The sequence below is a fragment of the Streptomyces pyxinicus genome (genome assembly GCF_024753135.1).
In the GTDB taxonomy this organism is placed as follows: domain Bacteria; phylum Actinomycetota; class Actinomycetes; order Streptomycetales; family Streptomycetaceae; genus Streptomyces; species Streptomyces pyxinicus.
On record NZ_JANUGP010000001.1, the window covers coordinates 269758 to 289685 of the forward strand.

Genomic DNA, 19928 nt, shown 5'->3' on the forward strand with positions numbered 1-19928 from the left:
GGGCGCGCCGGGCGGCGACCGGGGGCCTCTCAGGTCGAGCTTGTCAGATCACCGGGGGCCGGCCCAGCCGGGTGAGCCGCCACACCGTGCGCCAGCGCATCGGGCGGCGCGGGCCGCAGGGCGTGCCCCAGCCTTCCCGGAAGCCGCCGAACCAGGCCTTCAGGGCCGGTCCGGAGGGGCGGCGCAGCAGGGTGAGCAGCAGCCAGACGCCGAGGTAGACCGGGACCAGCGGGGCGGGGAGGTTGCGGCGGGCCAGCCAGACGCGGTTGCGGGCGACCATGCGGTGGTAGACCGCGTGCCGCGAGGGTGCGGTCGTCGGGTGGTAGAGCACCATGTCGGACCGGTAGTCGATCATCCAGCCGGCGTCGAGGGCCCGCCAGGCCAGGTCGGTCTCCTCGTGGGCGTAGAAGAACGCGTCGGGCAGGCCGCCGACCTGCGCGAAGACCTTGGTGCGTACGGCGTTGGCGCCGCCGAGGAAGGTGGTCACCCGGGAGGAGCGCATCGGGTCGGAGGCGCGCAGCCGGGGCACGTGCCGGCGCTGGGTCTCACCGGTCTCGGGGTCGGCGATGCGGAAGCTGACGATGCCGAGTTCCGGGTCGGCGGCGAAGGCCTCCCGGCACAGCTCGGCGGTGTCGTTGCGGGCGAGCAGGCCGTCGTCGTCCAGGAAGAGCAATATGTCGACATCCTGGCCGCCGGGGCCGAAGGCCTCGATGCCGACGTTGCGTCCGCCGGGGATGCCGAGGTTCTCCGGCAGCTCCACGGTGCGCACGCCCTCGGGCACGTCGGGCACGGGCGAGCCGTTGCCGACGACGACGACCTCGACCCGGTCGCCGTCCTGCTTGGCGACGGAGTCCAGCAGGGCCCGCAGTTCCTCGGGCCGGTTGCCCATGGTGATGACGACGGCGCCGACCTTCATCCCGCTCACCTCAGCCTGCTCGACGCCAGGATGGACACCAGGTGCAGCACGGTCTGCAGCAGGGCGATCCCGGCGAGGACGGCGGTGCCGAGCCGGGTGAAGAACAGGTCGCCGTGGATCTGGTCCGCGATGGCGAGGAGCAGGATCAGCAGCGAGGCCTCGATGCCGAGGATGAGCCGGTGGAAGCGCAGCGCCGAGGCGGCCCGGCGGGCCAGCGCCATGCCGGCGGAGCGCGGCCGGACGACCGACTCGGCGTCCTTGACCGGCGGCATGCCGGCCTGGTGCCGGGCCACGCCGACCAGGTCGGTCTCGGCCTTGATCAGGATCGCGCCGAGCGCGGCGAGGGTGCCGAGGAAGGCCCACAGCCAGTCGATACGGCCGCTTCCCCACAGGTCGGCGGCGCGCAGCCCGAGGCCGACCAGCACGGCCGCGTCGGTCAGGTAGGCCCCGACCCGGTCCAGGTAGACGCCGCCGAGCGAGTACTGCTTGCGCCAGCGCGCGATCTCACCGTCGACGCAGTCCAGCAGCAGGTAGAGCTGGGTGGCGACGATGCCGAGCACGGCGCCCGCGATCCCCGGCACCAGCAGGGCCGGGGCCGCGAGCACGCCGCAGACGGTCATCAGGTACGTGAGCTGGTTGGGCGTCACCCTGGTGTTGACCAGGTAGCGGTCGACGCGCAGGGACACCTCTCGCATGTAGAGGCGTCCCCCCCAGTGCTCACCGCTGCGCCGGTCCTTCACCCCCGCGGGGTGGACGACCGGACGGAGTTCAGCTACCGATGGCCTTGACATAGTCGGCGTACGTGTCCTTGATCTGGTTCGTCTTGAGGTCGAGGTGTTCGAGGATCGTGTAGCGGCCGGGCCTGGTCTCCGGAGCGAACTCCACCGCGCGGACGAACTCGTCCACCGTGAAGCCGATCTCCTCCGGCAGCACCGGGAGCCCGTGCCGGCGCAGCACCTCGGCCATGTACGCCGACTCCTCGTGTGCTCCGCGCAGGTACATCGCGAAGGCCGCGCCGAGGCCGCACTGCTCGCCGTGGGCCGCGGCACGCTTGGGGTAGAGCAGGTCGAACGCGTGGTTGATCTCGTGGCAGGCGCCGGAGGACGGGCGGGAGTCGCCCGACACGGACATGGCGATACCGGTGAGGACCAGCGCCTCGGCCAGCACCTGGAGGAAGCCGTCGTCGCCGACCCCGCCCGGGTGCCTGAGCACCGCCTCGCCGGCCTGCCGGGCCATGGCGGCGGCCAGGCCGTCGATCTTCTCGCCGTTGACGCGGTTGGCCAGCTCCCAGTCCGCGACCGCGGAGATGTTGGAGATGGCGTCGCCGATCCCGGAGCGCACGAACCGCACGGGCGCCTCGCGGATCACATTGAGGTCGATGACCACCGCGATCGGGTTCGGCACGCCGTAGGAGCCGCGGCCCGCGTCGTTGTCGAGGGTGGCGACCGGCGAGCACAGGCCGTCGTGGGCGAGGTTGGTGGCGACGGCGACCAGCGGCAGGCCGACCCGGGCCGCCGCGAATTTGGCGCAGTCGATGATCTTCCCGCCGCCGAGGCCCACGACCGCGTCGTAGTGGCCGGCCTTTATGTCACCGGCCAGCCGGACGGCGTCGTCGATCGTGCCGCCGCCCACCTCGTACCAGGTGGCACCCGGCAGCGAGGGGGCGACGCGCTCGCGCAGCCGCGCTCCGGAGCCGCCGCTGACGGCGATGGCGAGCCGGCCGGACTGCGAGATCCGCTCGTCGGCGAGGACCCCGGCCAGGTCGTCCAGGGCACCCGGGCGGATGTCCACGACGACCGGCGAGGGGATGAGCCGGGTCAGTACTGGCACGCGATCTCCCGTCCGCGGGCGAGGTCGTCGTGGTTGTCGATCTCGACCCACGCGACGTCACCGATCGGTGCCACGTCGATCCGGAAGCCGCGGTCGACCAGCTCCTGGTAGCCGTGCTCGTAGAACTGCTGCGGGTCGGTCTCCCAGACGGTCTTCAGCGCGTCGGCCAGCTCGGGTGCGGCGTCGCCCTCGATCAGCGTGACGCCGATGTACTCGCCGGTCGCCTCGGCCGGGTCCATCAGCTTGGTGATCTTCGTCATACCCTTCGCGGGGTCGACGACGACCTTCATCTCCTCGTCGGCGAGGTCCTTGACCGTGTCCAGGGCGAGGATGATCCGCCGGCCCTCGCCGCGCGCGGCCAGCAGGGTCTTCTCGACGGAGACCGGGTGCACGGTGTCGCCGTTGGCGAGGATCACGCCGTCCTTGAGGGCGTCACGGCCGCACCACAGGGAGTAGGCGTTGTTCCACTCCTCGGCCTTGTCGTTGTCGATCAGGGTGAGCTTGAGGCCGTACTTCTCCTCCAGGGCCGCCTTGCGCGCGTAGACGGCCTCCTTGCGGTAGCCGACGATGACCGCGACCTCGGTCAGACCGATCTCGGCGAAGTTGCCGAGGGTGAGGTCGAGGACCGTCGGTTCGCCCTCTATGCCCGCGGGGCCCACCGGCACCAGAGCCTTGGGAAGGCTGTCGGTGTAGGGGCGCAGACGCCGTCCGGCGCCGGCCGCGAGCACGAGGCCGATCATGCGGTTTCTCCTTCGTCGTGTACGGCTGGGGCCCCTGCGGAGACCCAGAAGCGGATGCTCTCGACGAGCACCACGAGGGCGACGGCCACGGCGAGGACCGTGAGCGCGACCGTGAACTGCGAGGCGGTGAGCAGCGCGGCCAGGGCGGTGACGAGCAGCGTCCGCCCCTCGTGCCCCCCGATGGCGCGCACCAGCCAGGACGGGGGCGCCCCGGCGTCGCCGCGGATGCGGTACACCGTGTCGTAGTGATGGTAGGCGACGGCCGCCACCAGGCCGAAAGCCGCGGGAAGGGCTCCGTTCACCCCCGCTTTGCCGGCGAGGGCGAGCACGGTGCCGTACTCGGCGGCCCGGAAGAAGGGCGGGACGAGCCAGTCGAGGGCGCCCTTGAGGGGGCGCGCGACGGCGAGCGCCGAGGTGAGGACATAGCCGACGGCGCCGAGCAGCGGGAGTACGGAGCCGTAGCCGGGCAGGGCCGAGCAGGCGACCACGGCGGCACCGCCCAGCAGGGCGACGGCGGGTACGGCGAGACCGGGCAGGCCGCGCTTGGCGAGGCGGCCGGCGGCCTGGGCGAGCGGGCCGGAGTCGGCGAGGTCGGCGAGGGCCGCCGCCGCGCGGTCGGTGCGGCGGGCCTTGCGGGTCAGGGAGCGCAGCACCCGGCCGGCGGTGGTGTAGGTGGCGGCGAAGGCGCAGCCGATCAGCAGCACGACGAAGGTGACGCGCGGGGTGGTGAGCGCCGTCAGGACCGCTATCAGCGCCCAGCGCTCCCCGATCGGCAGCACGATCATGCGGCGCAGCCAGACCGTCCAGCCGACGCTGTCGAGCCGGTCGGAGAGGGCGGCGGTGGGGCTGGTGTTGGCGGTGGCGTCGTGGTTGGCCTCGTTGAAGGAGAAGTCGACCACGTGCCGGCAGGTCTGGAGGATCATCGCGCCGAGGGCGAGGGCCCACACGTCGTCGCCGCCGCGGGCCGCGCCGAGGGCGAGGCCGGCGTAGTAGGCGTACTCCTTGGCGCGGTCGAAGGTGGCGTCGAGCCAGGCGCCGAGCGTGGAGTACTTCAGGGCGTAGCGGGCGAGCTGGCCGTCGGTGCAGTCCAGCACGAAGGAGGCGATCAGCAGCACGCCGGCCGCGACGAAGCCGCCGCGGGTGCCGGTGGCCGCGCAGCCGGCCGCGATCAGGGCGGTGAGCAGCGAGGCCGTGGTGACCTGGTTAGGGGTCAGGCCCCGGCGGGCGCACCAGCGGGCGAGGTAGCGCGAGTAGGGGCTGACGCAGTAGGTGGTGAAGAAACCGTCGCGGGACTTGACGGCCGACTTCAGGCGGATCGCCTCGTCGTCCACGGCGGCGACGGCCTGCCGGGCCTCGTTGCGGGTCTGCGGGTCGGCGGGGACGGCGGCGACCAGGCTGCCCAGCTCGGGCCGGTGCACCGCGCTGCCCTCGGCGTCGAGGGCGGTGACCACGCGGTCGGCGAGGCTGTCCACGGCGAGCGTGGTGCCGCCGCCGGCGGAGGTCTCGCGGGCCACGGCCCGGGTCAGCGCCTGCCGGGCGGCCGGCTGGGCGGTGACGGCGCCGGGGACGGCGGCGAGCGGGAAGCGCGGGTCGGTCAGGCCGAGGCGCAGGGCGTGCGGGTGGCCGACGAAGCGGCCGTCGACCAGGGCGACGCGCTCGGTGGCGGGGGTGGCGGCGAGCAGGGTCTCGGCCTCGGCGGCGTCGGCGGCCGGACGTACGTCGAAGCCCAGCGACCGCAGATCGCTGTCGAGCGACGAGCCGGGGACCGGCGGACCGGTGACGATGGCGGTCGGCAACCGAACTCACTCCCTGGGTGCCGGCCTGCGGGCCGGTCTTGCACGTGGTGGGACTCCCGGCTGCGGCTCCCGGGCGGCATGTCGGCAGAGGGTATCGGATGGGCGCGAACCCGCGTTCACCGGCCGTTCACGGCCCGGCCCACGGGGGCTGACCCGGCCTTTGCCGCGATCATCATCGGTGATCCGGGGCCCGCCCCACAAACCCGCGGGCGCAGACCCGGGCATCCGGGACACCCCGCCGGCCCGGCATAGGGTGGGCGACCATGACGTGGCTGATCACCGGCGGAGCCGGATACATCGGGGCGCATGTGGCTCGGGCCATGGCCGGCGCCGGGGAGAGCGTCGTGGCGCTGGACGACCTGTCGGCCGCCGTGCCCGAACGGCTGCCCGCCGAGGTGCCGCTGGTGCCGGGCTCGACACTGGACGGGGACCTGCTGGCGCGGGTCCTCACCGAGCACGGCGTGACCGGTGTGGTGCATCTCGCGGCGCGCAAGCAGGTCGCCGAGTCGGTCGAGCGGCCGACCCGCTACTACCGGGAGAACGTCGGCGGCCTGGCCACCCTGCTGGACGCGATGGCCGGAGCGGGCGTCGGCCGCCTGGTGTTCTCCTCGTCGGCGGCCGTGTACGGCAACCCGGACGTGGACCTCATCACCGAGGACACCCCGTGCGCCCCGGTGAACCCCTACGGCGAGACCAAGCTGGCCGGCGAGTGGCTGGTGCGGGCGGCCGGGCGGGCGCACGGCATCGCCACGGTGTGCCTGCGCTACTTCAACGTGGCGGGCGCGGCGGCACCGGAGCTGGCGGACACCGGGGTGTTCAACATCGTGCCGATGGTCTTCGACCGGCTCACCCGTGCCGAGGCCCCGCGGATCTTCGGCGCGGACTACCCGACGCCGGACGGCACCTGCGTGCGGGACTACATCCACGTGGCCGACCTCGCCGAGGCCCATCTGGCGGCGGCCCGGCGGCTCGCGGACGGTGCCGCGAGCGGTGATCTCACACTGAACATCGGCCGCGGCGAGGGCGTCTCGGTGCGGGAGCTGATCGACGTGATCGGCGAGGTCACCGGGGACCGCCGGCCGGCCGTGGTCGAGGGGCGCAGGCCGGGGGACGCGCCGCGCGCGGTGGCCTCGGCCGAGCGCGCCGCGGCGGAACTGGGCTGGCGGGCCACGCGCGGGGTGCGCGAGATGGTCGACTCGGCCTGGCGGGGCTGGCGGCCGCACCACGGGATGTGAACCGCGCGGCCGTCGCACGGGGCCTGTCACCCGTCTGACCTGCGGAACGTTTCCGCAGGTCAGGGCACATGACAACGGTGTTCAGTGCCGCGTTGCCCGATACCCCCCACCCGTAGTTGACTGGGCTGCCTGACGGCACTCGGAAGGGCGGTAGGCATGGGGGCAGGGCACGACCACGGGCACACGCACTCGCACGCGCCGCCGACGGGTACGGCCGCGGCGGCGTACCGGGGCCGGCTGCGGGTGGCGCTGGGCATCACGCTGCTGGTGATGGTCGTCGAGGTCGTCGGCGGCCTGGTGGCCGACTCGCTCGCGCTGATCGCGGACGCGGCGCACATGGCGACCGACGCGGTGGGCCTCGTCATGGCGTTGCTGGCGATCCACTTCGCGAACCGCCCGGCGAGCGCCAACCGCACCTTCGGCTACGCCCGCGCCGAGATCCTGGCCGCACTGGCCAACTGCCTGCTGCTGCTCGGCGTGGGCGGCTATGTCCTCTTCGAGGCGGTCGAGCGGTTCGTCACGCCCGCGGACACGCACGGCGGCCAGATGATCGTGTTCGGTCTGATCGGCCTCGCCGCCAACTCGGTCTCGCTGACGCTGCTGATGCGCGGGCAGAAGGAGAGCCTCAACGTGCGCGGGGCCTTCCTGGAGGTGGCCGCGGACGCGCTGGGCTCGGTGGCGGTGCTGATCTCGGCGGCCGTCATCCTGACCACGGGCTGGCAGCCGGCCGACCCCATCGCCTCGCTGGTGATCGGCCTGATGATCGTGCCGCGCACGCTGAAGCTGCTGCGCGAGACGCTGGACGTGCTGCTGGAGGCGGCGCCCAAGGACGTCGACATGGCGGAGGTCCGGGAGCACATCCTGGCGCTCGACGGCGTGGAGGACGTCCACGACCTGCACGCCTGGACCATCACCTCGGGCATGCCGGTGCTGTCGGCGCACGTCGTGGTCAGCTCCGAGGTACTGAACGCCATCGGCCACGAGAAGATGCTGCACGAGTTGCAGGGCTGCCTCGGCGACCACTTCGACGTGGAGCACTGCACCTTCCAGCTGGAACCGGGCGGGCACGCGGAGCACGAGGCCCGGCTCTGCCACTGACCCCGCGATTCCCGGCGGCAAACGCCGGGCACGATGATCGGCGGGGTCCGTGCTCGGGTACGGCGCCGCGCGCGGACGGGGCGGCAAGTGCCGGGAGTGCCGGATTCGTACGGCAGACTTGGGGTGCGAAGACCGAGGCGAAGGATGGGTATGCCGATCACACCTGCCACCGCGGCGCAGAGCGCGTCGGACGGCACCGCAGAGGCGATTTTGCTGGAACTGGTCGACGAGAAGGGTGTGACGACCGGTACGGCGGAGAAGCTCGCCGCCCACCAGCCGCCGGGACTGCTGCACCGCGCGTTCTCGGTGTTCCTCTTCGACGAACAGGGCCGGCTGCTGCTCCAGCAGCGGGCGCTCGGCAAGTACCACTCCCCCGGTGTCTGGTCCAACACCTGCTGCGGGCACCCCTACCCCGGCGAGTCGCCGTTCGCGGCGGCGGCCCGGCGCACCTACGAGGAGCTGGGGGTCTCGCCGTCGCTGATGGCGGAGGCGGGCACGGTCCGCTACAACCACCCGGACCCGGCCTCGGGCCTGGTGGAGCAGGAGTTCAACCACCTGTTCGTGGGCCTGGTGCAGGCGCCGCTCGCGCCGGACCCGGAGGAGGTCGCCTCGACCGCCTACGTGACGGCGGCCGAGCTGGCCGAGCGGCACGCCCGGGACCCGTTCTCCGCCTGGTTCATGACGGTGCTGGACGCCGCGCGGCCGGCCGTCCGGGAGCTGACGGGGCAGTCGGCCGGCTGGTAGCGGCGGCAGGGGGTGGGACCGCGGGCGGGGATGTTTCCGCCCGCGGTCGTGTCTCCGCCCGCGGGGATGTGACGGGCCCCGCGCCGGTGCGCCAGGCCTACGCCGTCGGTGTCGCCGGTTTGAGGGGCAGGGCGGCCCAGATGACCTTGCCGCCGCTCGCCGTGTGCTCGACGTCGACGGCTCCGCCGGCCTCCCGGGCCACCTCGCTGACCAGCAGCAGGCCCCGGCCGCCGGTCCGGCCGTGGTCGGCCTCCAGGGCGGTCGGGCGGTAGGGGTGGTTGTCCTCCACGGACACCCGCACCCACTCGGCCCCGACGGCCACCTCCACGGCCAGCACCGGCGACAGCAGGGCCGCGTGTTTGACCGCGTTGGTGACCAGTTCGGAGACGATCAGCAGCAGGCCGTACTCCAGGTCGTCGGAGACCGGTACGCCCTGGCGCAGCAGCAGGTCGCGGACCGCGCGGCGCGCCTGCGGGACCGAGGCGTCCACGGCCGGGGCGGTGAACCGCCAGACGCCCTCGTACGGCAGGGGATCGGGCGGGCGCTCGGCGCCCCCCGCTGGGCGCGGGCCGTCTCCGCGCCCGTGGTTGTCCATCGTCCGGTCGCCACCCTCGCGCTCGATTGTCACCACACGTCGAGTGTTGGTAACAATGCGCTGAAGTCCGTCGGACTGAACAGAAGTCAGCTGGTATCGAGCGCTTTCTGACCGAGTACGTATGACCTGGTCACGTGTCGGAGCGTTTCGGGCTCACCCGGCGCCGGTTCGCGAACTATTCGGGTTGTACGAGGCCGACGACCCGGCGGCCGCCGTAGCCGGTGGCCAGCAGGCCGAGGCCGTCGAAGAGCAGGGCGAGCGAGAAGAAGGCGCCGATCACGTACTGGCTGCTGCCGGGCCAGGAGGCCAGGACCAGGATGCCGAGCAGCAGGTCGAAGGCGCCCAGCAGCAGGGTCCAGCCGAACTGCGGGCCGCGCACCACCAGGCTGCCGACCAGCCGGAACAGCCCGGCGGTGAGGAAGAGCAGGGCGGCGAACATGGTCAGCGCGGCGGCGGCCGCGTGCGGCAGCCGGATGACGACGACGCCGGCCGCGATGTTCAGGGCGGCGACGATGACGCCGAGCCAGAAGTAGGGGGTGCCGCGGGCCTGCACGGCGTGCAGCAGGCCGACGAGTCCGCCGATCAGCAGCAGCCAGCCGAAGAGCAGCATCGAGGTGAGCGTGGCGACGCCGGTGTAGACGAGGCCGACGATCCCGGCGAGGACGAGGATCAGGCCGAGTGCCGCGAGCCAGCCGAAACCTCGGCGCAGATGGGTCGCCTGATCTGTGGGGGGCTTGCCGAACCTGGCCATCTGCGCCTCCTGGGACCGACCCCGGTTTCGCGGTTCTCCTTCCCCTCCATGTCCCCCCGCGTGCGGTTCCGTAACGGGTGCCGTGGGGCGGGCGGCCTTGGTCGGGGCGGGCGCGGTGCATACCATCCACGCCATGGAGCCCCAGCTGTCTCACCAGGTCGCCGACTCCGTCGCCACCGTGGTCATCCGCCATCCGGCCAAGCGCAACGCCATGACCGCCGCGATGTGGCGGGCGCTGCCGCCGCTGCTGGAGCGCTTCGCGCGGGACGCGGAGGTCCGCGCGTTGGTGCTGACCGGCGAGGGCGGGACCTTCTGCGCGGGCGCCGACATCGGCACGCTGCGGGGCTCGCCGCAGGAGGCGCAGGGGCTCGCGGTGGCCGCCGAGGAGGCGCTGGCCGCGTTCCCGAAGCCGACGCTCGCGGCGGTGCGCGGGCACTGCGTGGGCGGCGGCGCGCAGCTCGCGGCGGCCTGCGATCTGCGGCTCGCCGAGGAGGGCGCGCTGTTCGGCGTGACCCCGGCCCGGCTCGGCATCGTCTACCCCTCCTCCTCGACCCGGCGGCTGGTGTCGCTGGTGGGTCCGGCGACCGCCAAGTACCTGCTCTTCACAGCCGAGTTGATCGACGCGGAGCGGGCGCTGCGCACCGGGCTCGTGGACGAGGTGCTGCCGGCGGGCGAGCTGGACAAGCGGGTCGCCGAGCTGACCCGGATCCTGGCCACGCGCTCGCAGCTCACGCAGGCCGCCGCGAAGGAGTTCGCCGGGGGCCGTACCGACCGGGACGGCCACTGGGCGGAGCAGGCGCGGCTGGGTGCCGGGGAGACCGCGGAGGGGGTGTCCGCGTTCCTTCAGCGCCGGGCGCCGCGCTTCTCCTGGAGCGTGTCTACGTCAGCATGAACCGGCTGTTCTCGCGCATGCGGGCGACCAGGTGGGCCGGGGCCTTCTCCGGTGAACCGGCGTCGTAGGGCGGCTGCGGGTCGTACTCGGTGGCGAGCTGCACGGACTGGGCGACCTCGTCGCCGGCGATCCGGCCGAGCAGCGCGAGGCCCATGTCGATGCCCGAGGAGACACCGGCCGCGGTGACGTACTTGCCGTCGAACACGACGCGCTCGCCGGTGGGCGTGGCGCCGTACTCGGCCAGGGTGTCGAGACCGAGCCAGTGCGTGGTGGCGCGTCGGCCGCGCAGCAGTCCGGCGGCGCCCAGCAGCAGCGAGCCGGTGCACACCGAGGTGGTCCAGGTGGAGCCGGCGTCGGCGGCGCGCAGCCAGTCCAGCAGGGGCACGTGCGCCATGACGGCGTGCTGCCCAGGACCGCCGGGCACGACGACGAGGTCCGGGGACGGCACGTCGGCGAGGGCCCGGTCGGCGACGAGCGCCAGGTTCCCGGTGTCACTGCGCACCGGCCCGGCCTGCTCGGCGACGAAGGTGGTCCGCGCACCGGGAAGCCGGCCGAGGGTCTCGTAGGGGCCTACGGCGTCCAGGGCCGTGAAGCGGTCGAACAGGACGATGGCGATGTCCATGGTTTCCTCCGGGGTGGCGGTTCAGGGGCCCGGGCGGGCCGTGGCGGACGGGGCGGGGGCAGGCCCCGGGTGGAAGCGGTGGCGGTATTCGGCCGGGGAGGTGCCGAGGGTGCGGGTGAAGGCGCGGCGCATGGCCTCGGGGGTGCCGTAGCCGCTGGCCCGGGAGACCTCCTCGATGCCGGCAGCGGTGTCCTCCAGCAGCCGGCGGGCGTGTTCGAGGCGTACCCGGTCGACGTAGCGGCCGGGGGGCATGCCGGTCTCGGCCTGGAAGGCGCGGGCGAAGTGGCGCGGGGACAGGGCGGCGCGGGCGGCCAGCGCCTCGACGCCGAGGTCGGCGTCCGGGTGCTCGGTGATCCACTGCTGGACGTCCCGGAGCGGTGCGCGCCGGGCGGTCTGGGCGGCGAGCTGGGCGCTGAACTGGGCCTGGTTGCCCGGTCGGCGCAGGAACACCACCAGGTGGCGGGCGACACTCAGCGCCACGTCCCGGCCGAGATCCTCCTCGACCAGCGCGAGCGCGAGGTCGATGCCCGCGGTGACGCCGGCCGAGGTGGCCACGTCACCGTCGCGCACGAAGATCGGGTCGGGGTCCACCCGGACCTCGGGGTGCTCCCGCGCGAGCCGGTCGCTGTACGCCCAGTGGGTGGTGGCCCGGCGTCCGTCCAGCAGCCCGGCACCGGCGAGGAGCAGGGCCCCGGTGCAGACGGAGACCAGGCGCCGGGCACGCGGGCCGTGCGTCCGCAGCCACTCCACCAGCGGCGGGTCGGGGCGGCGGGTGCCTTCGCCGCCGGGCACCACGAGGGTGTGCGGGGCGTCCTCGGCCGTGTCCGGCAGGGCGCCGTCCGGGGTGAGGCCGAGCCCGCTGGAGGTGCGGACCGGGCGGCCGTCCAGGGACCCGGTGCGGATGCGGTAGGAGCCGGGGCGGTGCCTCTCGGCGCCGCTGAAGACCTCCAGGGGGCCGGTGACGTCGAGGCTCTGGACGCCGTCGAAGAGGGCGATCAGAAGGGTTCGCTGCGCCATGCCCCCGATTCTTGGCGGCCCGCGCGATGGCCGCAACGACGCGTTTCCCACCTTTTCTGCCATCGGCGCTTCTTGGCCGCCCCGCGGAGGTATCCGGTCCCGGCTGTTCGGCGGGACGTCGTCCACCGCGCGCGGCAGCCGCGCCTGACCTGAGGGGCGCGCCGCCCCGCCGCGCGGCGCCCCGCTCCCCGGCCGACGGCGTCACCTGCCACAATTGCCGCGCAACCTCAGTGGAGAAGGCGGTACGGGATCGTGACGACACCCGGGTCCATCGAAGCAGGATCCATCGAAGGCAGGATCGCCGGGGAACTCGGCGTACGGGAGCGGCAGGTGAAGGCCGCGGTGGAGCTGCTCGACGGCGGCTCCACGGTGCCCTTCATCGCCCGCTACCGCAAGGAAGCGACCGAGATGCTCGACGACGCGCAGCTGCGCGCGGTCGAGGAGCGGCTGCGCTATCTGCGGGAGCTGGAGGAGCGGCGGACCGCGATCCTGGAGTCGGTACGCGAGCAGGGCAAGCTCACCGCGGAGCTGGAGGCGCGGATCCGCGGCGCCGAGACCAAGGCGCGTCTTGAGGACGTCTACCTGCCGTACAAGCCCAAGCGGCGCACCAAGGCGCAGATCGCCCGCGAGGCGGGTCTTGAGCCGCTCGCGGAGGGGCTGTTGGGCGATCCGGGCGTGGACCCGGTGGCCGCCGCTTCGGCGTTCGTCGACGCGGACAAGGGCGTCGCCGATCCGGCGGCGGCCCTGGAGGGCGCGCGGGCGATCCTCACCGAGCGGTTCTCGGAGGACGCCGACCTGATCGGTGAGCTGCGCGAGCGGATGTGGGGGCGCGGGCGGCTGGCCGCGAAGGTGCGCGAGGGCAAGGAGGAGGCGGGCGCCAAGTTCGCCGACTACTTCGACTTCGCCGAGCCGTTCACCGAACTGCCCTCGCACCGGATCCTGGCGATGCTGCGCGGCGAGAAGGAAGAGGCCCTGGACCTCGTCCTGGAGCCGGAGGAGCCCGTCGAGGGCCCGTCCTCGTACGAGGGGATCGTCGCCCACCGGTTCGGGATCGCCGACCGGGGCCGGCCCGCCGACAAGTGGCTGACGGACACGGTCCGCTGGGCCTGGCGCACCCGCATCCTGGTGCACCTCGGGATCGACCTGCGGCTCCGGCTGCGCACGGCCGCCGAGGACGAGGCGGTGAACGTGTTCGCCGCCAACCTGCGCGACCTGCTGCTCGCGGCCCCGGCCGGCACCCGCGCCACGCTGGGCCTCGACCCCGGTTTCCGGACCGGCGTGAAGGTCGCCGTGGTCGACGCCACCGGCAAGGTCGTCGCCACGGACGTCATCTACCCGCACGTCCCGGCGAACAAGTGGGACGAGGCGCTGGCCAAGCTGGCGCGGCTCGCCAAGGAGCACGCGGTCGACCTGGTCGCGATCGGCAACGGCACCGCGTCCCGCGAGACCGACAAACTCGCCACCGAACTCATCGCCAAGCACCCGGAGTTGCAGCTCACCAAGGTGATGGTGTCGGAGGCGGGCGCGTCGGTGTACTCGGCGTCGGCGTACGCCTCGCGGGAGCTGCCCGACATGGACGTGTCGCTGCGCGGCGCCGTGTCCATCGCCCGGCGCCTGCAGGACCCGCTGGCCGAGCTGGTGAAGATCGACCCGAAGTCCATCGGGGTCGGCCAGTACCAGCACGACCTGTCCGAGGTGAAGCTGTCGCGCTCGCTGGACGCGGTGGTCGAGGACTGTGTGAACGGCGTCGGCGTGGACGTCAACACCGCGTCCGTGCCGCTGCTCTCACGGGTGTCGGGCATCTCCGCCGGGCTGGCGGAGAACATCGTGGCGCACCGGGACACCAACGGGCCGTTCGCCTCCCGTACGGAGCTGAAGAAGGTGGCCCGGCTCGGTCCGAAGGCGTACGAGCAGTGCGCGGGCTTCCTGCGCATCCGCGGCGGCACGGACCCGCTGGACTCCTCCAGCGTGCACCCCGAGGCGTACCCGGTGGTGCGCCGGATGGTGAAGACCACCGGTCAGGAAGTGGCCTCGCTCGTCGGCAACACGGGCGTGCTGCGCTCGCTGCGGCCCGCCGACTTCGTGGACGACACGTTCGGTCTGCCGACGGTGACGGACATCCTGAAGGAGCTGGAGAAGCCGGGACGCGACCCGCGTCCGGCGTTCAAGACGGCCACCTTCAAGGAGGGCGTGGAGAAGATCTCCGACCTGTCCGCCGGGATGGTCCTGGAGGGCGTGGTCACCAACGTGGCCGCGTTCGGCGCGTTCGTGGACATCGGCGTCCACCAGGACGGGCTGGTGCACGTCTCCGCGATGTCGAAGACGTTCGTCAAGGATCCGCGGGACGTCGCCAAGCCGGGTGTCATCGTCAAGGTGAAGGTCCTCGACGTGGACATTCCGCGCAAGCGGATCGCGCTGACCCTGCGCCTGGACGACGAGGCCGCCCCGCAGGGGTCCGGCGCGGACCGGCAGCAGCGGCGCGGCGGCGCCCGTCCGCCGCAGCAGCGGCAGGGCGGCGGCGACCGGCGGCAGGGGCGTTCCGGTGGCGACCGGGGCGAGCGCGGGGGCGGCGGTGGCGACCGGGGTGCCCGGCAGACCCCGGCCCCGTCCAACAGCGCGATGGCGGACGCGCTGCGCCGCGCGGGGCTGCTGGACCCGAAGAAGCGCTGAGCCGGAGGAAGTGCTGACCGGGGGCCGGGGTCCATGACTCCGGCCCCTACGGCGTCGCACGGAGTACCGATCCGGGGTCAGCGCTCCGTCACCTTGCCGGCCGCCACCTCCAGGCGGCGCGTCACGTGGACCGCGTCCAGCATGCGGCGGTCGTGGGTGACCAGCAGGAGGGTGCCCTCGTAGGCGTCAAGGGCCGACTCCAGCTGTTCGATGGCCGGCAGGTCGAGGTGGTTCGTCGGCTCGTCCAGCACCAGGAGGTTGACGCCCCGGCCCTGGAGCAGGGCGAGGGCGGCGCGGGTGCGTTCGCCCGGTGAGAGGGTCGCGGCCGGGCGCAGCACGTGGTCGGTCTTGAGGCCGAACTTGGCGAGCAGGGTGCGGATCTCGACGGGCTCGGTGTCCGGGACGGCGGCGCGGAAGGCGTCGAGCAGTGTCTCCGGGCCGTGGAAGAGGCCGCGGGCCTGGTCTACCTCGCCGACCAGGACGCCGGAGCCGAGCGCGGCGTGTCCGGCGTCCAGCGGGGCCCGGCCGAGCAGCGCGGCCAGCAGGGTGGACTTGCCGGCGCCGTTGGCCCCGGTGACGGCGACCCGGTCGGCCCAGTCGATCTGGAGGGAGACCGGGCCGAAGGTGAAGTCACCGCGCCGGATCTCGGCGTCCCGCAGGGTGGCGACGACCGCGCCCGAGCGCGGGGCGGCGGCGATCTCCATGCGCAGGTCCCACTCCTTGCGCGGTTCCTCGACCACGTCCAGGCGCTCGATCATGCGCTGGGTCTGGCGGGCCTTGGCGGCCTGCTTCTCGCTGGCCTCGCTGCGGAACTTGCGGCCGATCTTGTCGTTGTCGTTGCCGGCCTTGCGCCGGGCGTTCTTGACGCCCTTGTCCATCCAGGAGCGCTGCGTCCGGCCGCGCTCCTCCAGGGCGGTCTTCTTGTCCTCGTACTCCTCGTAGTCCTCGCGGGCGTGCCGGCGGGCCGTCTCGCGCTCTTCGAGATAGGCGTCGTAGCCGCCGCCGTAGAGGTTGATCCGCCCCTGCGCCAGGTCGAGTTCGAGGACCTTGGTGACGGTGCGGGTGAGGAACTCGCGGTCGTGGCTGACGACGACCGTGCCCGCGCGCAGGCCGGTGACGAAGCGCTCCAGGCGTTCGAGGCCGTCGAGGTCGAGGTCGTTGGTGGGCTCGTCGAGGAGGAAGACGTCGTAGCGGGACAGCAGGAGGGAGGCGAGGCCCGCGCGGGCGGCCTGGCCGCCGGACAGCGCGGTCATCGGCTGGTCGAGGTCGACGGCGAGGCCGAGGGAGTCGGCGACCTCCTCGGACCGCTCCTCCAGGTCGGCGCCGCCGAGGTCGAGCCAGCGCTCCAGCGCGGCGGCGTAGGCGTCGTCGGCGCCGGGCGCGCCGTCGACCAGGGCCTGCGTCGCCTCGTCCATCACGCGCTGGGCCTCGGCGACGCCGGTGCGGCGGGCCAGGAAGGCGCGGACGGACTCCCCCGGCCGGCGTTCGGGTTCCTGCGGCAGGTGGCCGACGGTGGCGGTCGGCGGGGACAGCCGCAGCTCGCCCTGTTCGGGCGCGGTCAGCCCCGCGAGCAAGCGCAGCAGGGTGGACTTGCCGGCGCCGTTGGCACCGACGAGACCGATCACGTCTCCGGGCGCGACGACGAGGTCGAGTCCGGAGAACAGGGCGCGGTCGCCGTGGCCGGCGGCGAGGTTTTTGGCGACGAGGGTGGCAGTCATCAGGAGGCAGATTTTAGACGGCCCGCCGGTGGGCCGGGCGCCGCCCGGGGACTGGACAGGGGTTGTTGTGTGCGGCCGGGCGGGGTCTGCGGTGTACGACCGGACGGCCGGGCGGAGCCTGCCGTGTGCGGCCGGCCGAGGTCTGCCGTGTGCGGCCAGGCGGCCCTATCGTCCTCGGATGGACAGCGAAGCGAGCAGCGGACCGCGTGACGAAGTGACCGCCGACGTGATCGTGGTCGGGGGCGGGATCGCCGGGCTGACGACGGCCGTGGTGCTGGCCGAGTCGGGGCGGCGGGTGCGGGTGTGGACGCGGGAGCCGGCCGCGCGGACCACCTCGGCGGTCGCCGGCGGCCTGTGGTGGCCGTACCGCATCGAGCCGGAGCCGCTGGTGGGCGCCTGGGCGCTGGAATCCCTCGCGGTGTACGAGGGGTTGGCGGCGCGTTCGGAGGAGACGGGCGTACGGCTGGTGGACGGGGTGCACCAGGGGGCGCGGCTCGGCGGACTGGGCGAGTGGGCGGGCCGGGTGCCGGGGCTGCGGGCGGTGGCGGACGGTCTGGCGGCGCGGCTGCCGGTGATCGACATGCCGGTCCATCTGGCGTGGCTGCGGCGACGGCTGCTGCGGGCGGGCGGCACGGTGACGGAGCGCGAGGTGACCGACCTGGCCGCGGTGCCGGCCGGCGTGGTGGTCAACTGCACGGGCCTGGGCGCGCGTTCGCTGGTGCCGGACCCGGCGGTGCGTCCGGTGCGGGGGCAGCTGGTGGTGGTCGCCAACCCGGGCATCACCACGTGGTTCACCTCGGTCGACCACGCCTCGACGGCCTCCACCTACTTCATTCCGCAGCCGGGCGGTCTGCTGCTGGGCGGCACGGCCGAGGAGGACGACTGGTCCCTGGAACCCGACCCGGCCACCGCCAAGGCGATCGTCGCCCGCTGCGCGCGGGTCCGCCCGGAACTGGCCGGCGCGCGGGTACTGGCCCACCGGGTCGGCCTGCGACCGGCACGCGACGCCGTACGGCTGACCCGGCAGCCCCTGCCCGACGGCCGCACCCTCGTCCACAACTACGGCCACGGCGGCGCCGGGATCACGGTGGCGTGGGGCTGCGCCCGGGAGGCGGCGGCGCTGGCGGTGCGGGGCTGCTGACAAAGCCCGGGCGACTGAAGAGAGGCGCGAGGCGGCTCGACGATCGCGGCGGCCGGACGCGGAGTCCGGCCGCCGTCTCGCGTCAGGCGGTCGGCAGGTGCCGGGCCGTGTCCCGGGCGCGGATGCCGTTCAGGGCGGCCGGGGGCCGTGGGGCGCTGGCGGTGCCGGAGGTGGCCCGGGTGAAGGCCGCCGGACCGCCGACCAGGGGCAGGGTGGCGCTGGTGCCGGACAGGGAGAGGGTGAGGGCCGGCTTGGTGGACGGCGGGTCGATGAGGTCCTTGTCCGTGCCGGCGACGATCAGGGCCAGGCGGTGGCCCTTGGGGACGACGTGGTCGGTGGCGGCCAGGTCGAGGGTCATCGTGTACCGCTTGCCGGGGGTGAGCGGGACGCCCTTGGCGAGGGAGGCGTGGTGGCCGAGGTCGGCCCAGCCCCGGCTGAACACCGTGTAGTCGACGTCGGCCGTCTTGGCCTTCGTCTCCTTGAAGCAGGCGCTGTCACCGGCCGTGCTCGCGCCCCAGCAGGTGCGCTGGGTGAGGGTGGTGATGCCCTCGGCGGCGTCGGCGTAGTCGCGGATGGTGTCGGGGCCGAGGTCCACCAGGACGGCGGACAGGTGGGCCGATGAGGTGCTCGGGGTGGCGGTGACCGTGACCCGGGCGGAGCCGGACAGGCGCAGGTCACGGGTGAGCGGGGCGGTGAGGAAGCCGGCCTTCTCGGGGGTGGACGCGGTCAGGTGGGCGGCCCAGTCGGTCTCGCTCAGCTTCGGGTCGTCGGTGAAGGTCTCGGTGCCGGAGGCGCGGCGCAGCCCGAGCGTGCCGACGCCGGGCAGGGTGCCGGCGGCCGGGTGGAGGGTGGTGGGGCGGGTGGCCCGCGGCGGCCAGACCGGGGAGGTGACCCACTGGTCGGGGTGGCGCTCGATGTCGGCCATCGGCTCGCGGTCGATGCCGTTGTCATAGCCGAGGAGTTCGTGGTCGAACCAGCGGTGCAGGGTGTCGACCCAGGCGCCGCGCCGGTAGTCGAAGGGGTCGACGTGGCCGGTCTGGGACAGCCAGATCTTGCGCTCGACGCCGTGCTTCGCGAGCGCGTCCCACCACTGGCCGACGTGCTTGGTGCGCACGTTGAGGTCCTGCATGCCGTGCACGAGGAAGACGCTGGCGCGCACCTTCGCCGCGTCCTTGACGTAGTCCCGCTCGGTCCACAGCTTCGTCCAGTCGCCGCTCGGCGGGCTGCCGTCGGCCAGTTCCTTCCGTACGGCGGCGCAGTGGGCGTGGGCGTCGTCGCTCTCGACGTAGCCGGCGAGTTCGTCGGGGCCGCCGTCGTAGAGCGCGGCGCCCTGGGCGAAGTAGTAGTCGTACCAGGAGGAGATGCCGCTGATCGGGACGATGGTCTTCAGCCCGCGGACGCCGGTCGCGGCCACGCCGTTGGCGATCGTGCCGTCCCAGCTCTTGCCGATCATGCCGGTGCGGCCGTTGGACCAGCCGGCCGTCACCCGGCTGCCGCCGGTGCGGCTGCTGTAGGCCTTGGCGCGGCCGTTCAGCCAGTCGATCACGGCCTTGGCCGACTGGATCTCGCCCCGGCCGCCGACGTCCACGCAGCCGTCGGAGCGGTTGGTGCCGGTGAGGTCGACGCCGACGACGGCGTAGCCGCGCGGCACGAAGTAGTTGTCGTAGAAGAGCGGCATCTGGACGACGCGGCCGTTCGCGTCGTACGTCTTGACCTGGCTCTCGTTGCCGCGCCCGCAGCAGGAGTAGTAGGGACTGGCGTCCATGATGACCGGCACCCTGCGGCCCTCGCGGGCCGGTTCGGCGGGGCGGACGATGTCGGCGGCGACCCGGTCGGTGCGGCCGTCGCCGTCCCCGTCGAGACCGGTGTCCACCCAGACGGACTCGCGGACGGCGTCGGCGTAGGAGTAGACGGGCCGGCTCTCGCGCGGGGGCGCGGCGTGGGCGGCGGCCGGGGCGAGGAAGAGCGCGGTCAGGACGGCGGCGACCACCGCCGCGAGCGTTCTCCCGATCGTGAAGCGCGTACGTTTCGGCATGCGCGGACGGTACTCCGGTCAACTCCCGCGCAGAAGAGGGCAGCTGAGTGACACGCCGGGCTCGTGACGGCCGAATGGCGATCGTGTGACAGCAGTGGCCATGGACAGGTCAGGGACCACAGGGACTG

Annotated in this window: 17 protein-coding genes; 6 read left to right on the forward strand and 11 right to left on the reverse strand. The window is 73.5% G+C overall.

What is annotated here, in order from left to right; all coding sequences use genetic code 11:
- Positions 1-43: 43 nt before the first annotated feature.
- From NX794_RS01110 to NX794_RS01130, 5 genes are read right to left on the reverse strand one after another with little or no spacing between them, the layout of a single operon-like run.
- Positions 44-916, reverse strand: coding sequence for a glycosyltransferase family 2 protein (locus NX794_RS01110; RefSeq protein WP_258776390.1), 873 nt, complete (start codon positions 914-916; stop codon positions 44-46).
- A gap of 5 nt (positions 917-921) precedes the next feature.
- Complete coding sequence (locus NX794_RS01115) at positions 922-1707, reverse strand: CDP-alcohol phosphatidyltransferase family protein (protein WP_258776069.1); 786 nt, start codon at positions 1705-1707, stop codon at positions 922-924.
- Entirely contained in the window at positions 1685-2746 is a 1062-nt protein-coding gene (locus tag NX794_RS01120) for an iron-containing alcohol dehydrogenase family protein (protein WP_258776070.1), read from the reverse strand. The genes NX794_RS01115 and NX794_RS01120 overlap by 23 nt, the downstream gene beginning before the upstream one ends.
- A complete protein-coding gene (locus NX794_RS01125) occupies positions 2734-3486 on the reverse strand; it encodes a phosphocholine cytidylyltransferase family protein (protein WP_258776072.1) in 753 nt (250 codons plus the stop codon). The genes NX794_RS01120 and NX794_RS01125 overlap by 13 nt, the downstream gene beginning before the upstream one ends.
- The gene (locus NX794_RS01130) at positions 3483-5282 is read right to left on the reverse strand and encodes a DUF5941 domain-containing protein (RefSeq protein ID WP_258776073.1); all 1800 of its coding nucleotides are present in this window, start codon (positions 5280-5282) and stop codon (positions 3483-3485) included. Before NX794_RS01130 ends, NX794_RS01125 begins: the two co-directional genes overlap by 4 nt.
- Before the next feature lie 263 nt (positions 5283-5545).
- Between NX794_RS01130 and galE the strand changes: the two genes are divergently transcribed.
- From galE to idi, 3 genes are all read left to right on the forward strand, one after another.
- Positions 5546-6517, forward strand: a complete 972-nt coding sequence (gene galE, locus NX794_RS01135) for a UDP-glucose 4-epimerase GalE (protein ID WP_258776074.1) — start codon at positions 5546-5548, stop codon at positions 6515-6517.
- Between the two features lie 156 nt (positions 6518-6673).
- Complete coding sequence (locus NX794_RS01140; protein WP_258776075.1) at positions 6674-7615, forward strand: cation diffusion facilitator family transporter; 942 nt, start codon at positions 6674-6676, stop codon at positions 7613-7615.
- A 150-nt stretch (positions 7616-7765) separates the two neighbouring features.
- The gene (gene idi / locus NX794_RS01145) at positions 7766-8359 is read left to right on the forward strand and encodes an isopentenyl-diphosphate Delta-isomerase (protein ID WP_258776076.1); all 594 of its coding nucleotides are present in this window, start codon (positions 7766-7768) and stop codon (positions 8357-8359) included.
- 97 nt (positions 8360-8456) lie between these two features.
- Here idi and NX794_RS01150 read toward each other — a convergent pair whose 3' ends face one another.
- Together NX794_RS01150 and NX794_RS01155 are read right to left on the reverse strand one after the other, a co-directional pair.
- A complete protein-coding gene (locus NX794_RS01150) occupies positions 8457-8954 on the reverse strand; it encodes an ATP-binding protein (protein ID WP_258776391.1) in 498 nt (165 codons plus the stop codon).
- Between the two features lie 175 nt (positions 8955-9129).
- Positions 9130-9705 carry an HdeD family acid-resistance protein gene (locus NX794_RS01155; protein ID WP_258776077.1) on the reverse strand — a complete coding sequence of 192 codons (576 nt, stop codon included), beginning with the start codon at positions 9703-9705 and terminating at the stop codon, positions 9130-9132.
- A 133-nt stretch (positions 9706-9838) separates the two neighbouring features.
- Here NX794_RS01155 and NX794_RS01160 point away from each other — a divergent pair, with 133 nt between their 5' ends.
- On the forward strand, positions 9839-10597 hold the full coding sequence (locus NX794_RS01160; protein WP_258776079.1) for an enoyl-CoA hydratase/isomerase family protein: 759 nt from the start codon (positions 9839-9841) through the stop codon (positions 10595-10597).
- Here NX794_RS01160 and NX794_RS01165 read toward each other — a convergent pair.
- Together NX794_RS01165 and NX794_RS01170 are read right to left on the reverse strand one after the other, a co-directional pair.
- Entirely contained in the window at positions 10584-11219 is a 636-nt protein-coding gene (locus NX794_RS01165; RefSeq protein ID WP_258776080.1) for a DJ-1/PfpI family protein, read from the reverse strand. The genes NX794_RS01160 and NX794_RS01165 overlap by 14 nt on opposite strands.
- 21 nt (positions 11220-11240) lie before the next feature.
- Positions 11241-12236: a GlxA family transcriptional regulator gene (locus tag NX794_RS01170; protein WP_258776081.1), complete on the reverse strand. Its 996-nt coding sequence runs from the start codon at positions 12234-12236 to the stop codon at positions 11241-11243.
- A gap of 252 nt (positions 12237-12488) precedes the next feature.
- Between NX794_RS01170 and NX794_RS01175 the strand changes: the two genes are divergently transcribed.
- Positions 12489-14906, forward strand: a complete 2418-nt coding sequence (locus tag NX794_RS01175) for a Tex family protein (RefSeq protein WP_258776082.1) — start codon at positions 12489-12491, stop codon at positions 14904-14906.
- Between the two features lie 77 nt (positions 14907-14983).
- Here the strand turns inward: NX794_RS01175 and NX794_RS01180 are convergent, their stop codons facing one another.
- Complete coding sequence (locus tag NX794_RS01180; RefSeq protein ID WP_258776083.1) at positions 14984-16624, reverse strand: ABC-F family ATP-binding cassette domain-containing protein; 1641 nt, start codon at positions 16622-16624, stop codon at positions 14984-14986.
- A gap of 178 nt (positions 16625-16802) precedes the next feature.
- Here NX794_RS01180 and NX794_RS01185 point away from each other — a divergent pair, with 178 nt between their 5' ends.
- Positions 16803-17765: an FAD-dependent oxidoreductase gene (locus NX794_RS01185; RefSeq protein WP_258776084.1), complete on the forward strand. Its 963-nt coding sequence runs from the start codon at positions 16803-16805 to the stop codon at positions 17763-17765.
- An 82-nt stretch (positions 17766-17847) separates the two neighbouring features.
- Here the strand turns inward: NX794_RS01185 and NX794_RS01190 are convergent, their stop codons facing one another.
- Positions 17848-19800 (reverse strand): Xaa-Pro dipeptidyl-peptidase, encoded by a 1953-nt coding sequence (locus NX794_RS01190; protein WP_258776085.1) that lies wholly within the window; start codon positions 19798-19800, stop codon positions 17848-17850.
- Positions 19801-19928 lie beyond the last annotated feature (128 nt).

What these genes read in the sequence shown, in the direction of transcription:
- NX794_RS01140 (WP_258776075.1), top strand. Translation starts at nt 6,674, where the DNA reads ATGGGGGCAGGGCACGACCACGGGCACACGCACTCGCACGCGCCGCCG.
- NX794_RS01110 (WP_258776390.1), bottom strand. Translation starts at nt 916, where the DNA reads ATGAAGGTCGGCGCCGTCGTCATCACCATGGGCAACCGGCCCGAGGAA.
- NX794_RS01155 (WP_258776077.1), bottom strand. Translation starts at nt 9,705, where the DNA reads ATGGCCAGGTTCGGCAAGCCCCCCACAGATCAGGCGACCCATCTGCGC.
- galE (WP_258776074.1), top strand. Translation starts at nt 5,546, where the DNA reads ATGACGTGGCTGATCACCGGCGGAGCCGGATACATCGGGGCGCATGTG.
- idi (WP_258776076.1), top strand. Translation starts at nt 7,766, where the DNA reads ATGCCGATCACACCTGCCACCGCGGCGCAGAGCGCGTCGGACGGCACC.
- NX794_RS01165 (WP_258776080.1), bottom strand. Translation starts at nt 11,219, where the DNA reads ATGGACATCGCCATCGTCCTGTTCGACCGCTTCACGGCCCTGGACGCC.
- NX794_RS01180 (WP_258776083.1), bottom strand. Translation starts at nt 16,624, where the DNA reads ATGACTGCCACCCTCGTCGCCAAAAACCTCGCCGCCGGCCACGGCGAC.
- NX794_RS01115 (WP_258776069.1), bottom strand. Translation starts at nt 1,707, where the DNA reads ATGTCAAGGCCATCGGTAGCTGAACTCCGTCCGGTCGTCCACCCCGCG.
- NX794_RS01150 (WP_258776391.1), bottom strand. Translation starts at nt 8,954, where the DNA reads ATGGACAACCACGGGCGCGGAGACGGCCCGCGCCCAGCGGGGGGCGCC.
- NX794_RS01160 (WP_258776079.1), top strand. Translation starts at nt 9,839, where the DNA reads ATGGAGCCCCAGCTGTCTCACCAGGTCGCCGACTCCGTCGCCACCGTG.
- NX794_RS01125 (WP_258776072.1), bottom strand. Translation starts at nt 3,486, where the DNA reads ATGATCGGCCTCGTGCTCGCGGCCGGCGCCGGACGGCGTCTGCGCCCC.
- NX794_RS01190 (WP_258776085.1), bottom strand. Translation starts at nt 19,800, where the DNA reads ATGCCGAAACGTACGCGCTTCACGATCGGGAGAACGCTCGCGGCGGTG.
- NX794_RS01185 (WP_258776084.1), top strand. Translation starts at nt 16,803, where the DNA reads ATGGACAGCGAAGCGAGCAGCGGACCGCGTGACGAAGTGACCGCCGAC.
- NX794_RS01170 (WP_258776081.1), bottom strand. Translation starts at nt 12,236, where the DNA reads ATGGCGCAGCGAACCCTTCTGATCGCCCTCTTCGACGGCGTCCAGAGC.